The following is a 4,122-nucleotide window of genomic DNA, read 5'->3' as shown; positions in this document are numbered from 1 at the left end:
GAACAGCGCCACCTCGACGGCGAACAGCCCGGCCTGGGCGTACTCCGTCCGGTTCAGCAGCTCCGCATCCGACCCCCACACCACGTCGCGCAACGCCGGATCCAGCTCCGCGCAGACGTCGTCGAAGGCCTCGGCGAACACCGGGAAACGGTCGTACAACTCCTGCCCCATGCCCAGCCGTTGCGAGCCCTGACCGGAGAACAGGAACGCCGTCGCCCCACCCGCCCGGGCGGACGAAGTGGCCGCGCCCGGGGCGAGTTCGCCCCGGCTCAGCGCCTCCAGCCCGGCCAGCAGTTCCTCCCGGTCCGCGCCGAGCAGCACCGCGCGGTGCTCCAGCGCGGGCCGGGTCGCGACGAGCGAGTGGGCGACGTCCAGTGCGCCGAGCTCCGGCCGCGCGCCGACGAAGGTCGCGAGCCGCTCGGCCTGCGTCCGCAGGGCCTCCGGCGTCGCCGCGGCGAGCAGCCACGGCAGCGTGCCCGACTCCCGCCCACCGGTGGACGGTTCGACCACCGGCTCGGGGCCCTGCTCGACGATCACGTGCGCGTTGGTCCCGCTGATCCCGAAGGCGGACACGCCCGCCCGGCGCGGACGGCCGGTGGCCGGCCAGTCCCGGGCCTCGGCCAGCAGCTCGACCGCGCCCTGCGACCACTCGACGTGCGGCGAGGGCCGGTCGATGTGCAGCGACTTCGGCAGCACGCCGTGCTGCATCGCCAGCACCATCTTGATCACGCCGGCCACACCGGCCGCCGCCTGCGCGTGCCCGATGTTCGACTTGATCGAGCCGAGCAGCAGCGGGAGTCCACGGTCCTGGCCGTAGGTGGCGAGGACCGCCTGCGCCTCGATCGGATCGCCCAGCGTGGTGCCGGTGCCGTGCGCCTCGACGGCGTCGACGTCCGCCGCCGACAGACCGGCGCTCGCCAGCGCCTGGCGGATCACCCGCTGCTGGGACGGACCGTTCGGCGCCGAGAAGCCGTTGCTCGCGCCGTCCTGGTTGACGGCCGTACCGCGGATCACCGCGAGCACCCGGTGACCGTTGCGCTCCGCGTCGGACAGCCGCTCGACGAGCAGCACCCCGACGCCCTCGGACCAGCCGACGCCGTCGGCCGCGCCGGCGAACGCCTTGCACCGGCCGTCCGCCGAGAGGCCCCGCTGCCGCGAGAACTCGATGAACATGCCCGGCGTCGACATCACGGTCGCGCCGCCCGCGAGGGCCAGCGAGCACTCGCCGGTGCGCAGCGCCTGGACCGCCAGGTGCAGGGCGACGAGCGAGGAGGAGCAGGCCGTGTCGACGGTCACCGCCGGGCCCTCCAGGCCCAGCGTGTAGGACACCCGGCCGGAGACGACGCTGCCGCCGCTGGTGCCGGAGGGGTTCGTGTTGAGGGCGTAGTCGTGGTACATGACGCCCGCGAAGACGCCGGTCCGGCTGCCGCGCAGGGACAGCGGGTCGATGCCCGCCCGCTCCAGCGCCTCCCACGAGGTCTCCAGGAGGAGCCGCTGCTGCGGGTCCATGTAGAGCGCCTCGCGCGGCGAGATCCCGAAGAAGCCGGGGTCGAAGTCGCCGGCGTCGTGCAGGAAGCTGCCGTGGCGGGTGTAGCTGTGGCCCTCCTTGCCAGGCTCGGGGTCGTAGAGGTGCTCGATGTCCCAGCCGCGGTCGGTCGGCAGTTCGGTGACGGTGTCGACGCCGTCCGCCAGCAGCCGCCACAGCTCCTCGGGCGTGGTCGCGCCGCCGGGGTAGCGGCAGGCCATCCCGACGATCGCGATCGGCTCGGCGTCCCTCGCCTCGACGGACTCCAGGCGCTGCTTCGTGCGCCGCAGGTCCGCGGTGACCTTCTTGAGGTAGTCGCGGAGCTTGTCCTCGGAGGTGCTGGCCATGGGTGGGAAACCTCGCAGTTCGGAAGGGTGGTACGGGCCGGCGTCTTACGGGGTCGCCTCAGGCGAGTCCGAGCTCGCGGTCGATCAGGTCGAACATCTCGTCGTCCGTGGTGGCGTCGAGCGCGTCGTCCGGCCCGTCGGCGGCCGCGGGCGACTCGGTGGCGTCGCCGTCGAGCCGCCACTGGAGGCTCTTGAGGCGGGCGAGGAGGCGGGTGCGGGAGTCGGCGTCCAGTTCGGTGGCGCCGAGCGCGCTCTCCAGCTCGTCGAGTTCGGCGAAGACGGGCCGGGCGGGCGCCGCGGTGCCGGCGGGTGCGCCGACCAGGTCGCGCAGGCGCCCGGCGAGGGCGGTGGGCGACGGGTGGTCGAAGATCGTCGTGGTGGGCAGCCGCAGGCCGAGTTCGGCGTTGAGGCGGTTGCGCAGCTCGACGGCGGTCAGGGAGGACATGCCGAGGTCGAGGAAGCCGCGCTCGGGTTCGACGGCCTCGGGCGAGCCGTGGCCGAGGACGGCGGCGAGGTGGCCGACGACGATGTCCAGCAGCAGCTTCTCCTGCTGGGCGGCGGCGAGGCCGGGCAGCCGGTCGAGCACGCCCCGGTCGCCGGTCGCCGCGCTCCCGGCCGGGCCGGCGGCCGTGCGCCGGGCGGCGGCGCGGCGGGGCGCGAGCTCGGCGAACAGCGGCGGTGCCCCGGCCGTGGCGAGGGCGTGCCGGTCGAGCCGGATCGGGGCGAGGTGCGGTCGGTCGACGCCGCTCGCGGCGTCGAGCAGGGCGAGGCCGTCCTCCTCGGTGAGGGGCGGGACGCCGGAGGCGTGGAGGCGGTGCAGGTCGGCTTCCGAGAGGGTCCCGGTCATACCGGCGGTGGGCATCCAGGCGCCCCAGCCCAGGGACTGGGCGGGCAGGCCCTGGTGGCGGCGCCAGTGCGCGAGGGAGTCCAGGTAGACGTTGGCCGCAGCGTAGTTGCCCTGACCGGCCGTACCCATCACACCCGAGATGGAGGAGAAGAGGACGAAGGCCGTGAGGTCCTGGTCCTTGGTCAGTTCGTGCAGGTTCCACGCGGCGTCGACCTTGGGACGGAGGACGGCCGACAGACGCTCGGGGGTCAGCGCGGTGACAATGCCGTCGTCCAGCACACCGGCCGCGTGCACGACACCCGTGATCGTCCGGCCGTCCAAAGCCTGCGCGAGCGCCTCGCGGTCGGCCGCGTCACAGGCCACGACCTCCGCGCGGGCACCCAGCCCTGCCAGCTCCTCCACCAGCTCGGACGCGCCACCACGGCGGCTCAGCAACAGCAGCTCCCGCACGCCGTGTTCGGTGACGAGATGCCGGGCGACGAGACGGCCCAGGCCGCCGGTGCCACCCGTGATCACCACGGTGCCCGTGCCCCAGCCCGTCGAGGGTTCACCGGGAGCCACCCGGGCCAGCCGGCCCACCCGGACGACGCCGTCGCGGACCACCACCTGCGGCTCGCCCACGGCGAGCACCGCGTCCAGCGGGAGCTCGCCGTCCGCATCCACGAGCACGAACCGGCCCGGGTTCTCCGACTCGGCCGCCCGTACCAGGCCCCACACGGCAGCACCGGCGAGGTCCGACACTCCGTCGACCGCACCCCGGGTGACGAACACCAGGCGCGCGTCCGCGAACCGCGGCTCCGCCAGCCACTCCTGCACCAGGCCCAGCGCCCACGCCGTCACCTCGTGCACCTGCTCGGGCGTCGAACCGCCCGCCACCGGGACCACCACGGCACCCGGCACGTCGTCGGTCAGGTCGGCGAACGACGGCACGTCCGCGCCCAGCGTCACCGCCGTCACGCGCTCACCCGCACGCGACGGCGCGGGCACCCACTCCAGCCGCAGCAGCGAGCCCGCCGCGGCCGCTCCCTGCACCACGGCGGCCGGCTCGGCCAGCGTCACGGCCTCGGCCGACAGCACCGGCTCCCCGGCGGCGTCCACGACGGCGAGCGCGAGCGTCTCCGCGCCCGTCCGCACGATCCGCGCACGCACCACGGACGCGCCCGAGGCGTGCAGCGACACCCCGGACCACGCGACCGGCACCAGCCCCTGGCCGTCCGCCCGCACCACGGCCGCCAGCAGCGCCGGGTGCACGCCGAACCCGGCGGCGTCGTCGGCCGCGTCGCCCGGCAGGGCCGCCTCGACGAAGGTCTCCTCGCCGCGCCGCCAGACCGACCGCAGCCCGTCGAAGGCCGGGCCGAGGTCCGCCTCCTCCCGGTTCCCGGTCTGGTCGGCGACGACCGAGC

General features: G+C 75.2%; 2 protein-coding genes. Both read right to left on the bottom strand.

What is annotated here, in order from left to right; translation table 11 throughout:
- On the bottom strand, positions 1 to 1,872 hold a 1,872-nt coding region (locus ACFV4F_RS42700; protein ID WP_380511303.1), incomplete at its 3' end, for a type I polyketide synthase.
- A gap of 58 nt (positions 1,873 to 1,930) precedes the next feature.
- Positions 1,931 to 4,122: type I polyketide synthase (locus ACFV4F_RS42695; protein ID WP_380511300.1), on the bottom strand; the 2,192-nt coding region annotated here is incomplete at its 5' end.

Origin of the sequence: Kitasatospora sp. NPDC059722, from assembly GCF_042733235.1 — a bacterium.
Classification (GTDB): Bacteria; Actinomycetota; Actinomycetes; order Streptomycetales; family Streptomycetaceae; genus Kitasatospora.
The sequence above is the reverse complement of the archived record's forward strand: the minus strand, read 5'-3'. Positions and strand labels throughout refer to the sequence as shown.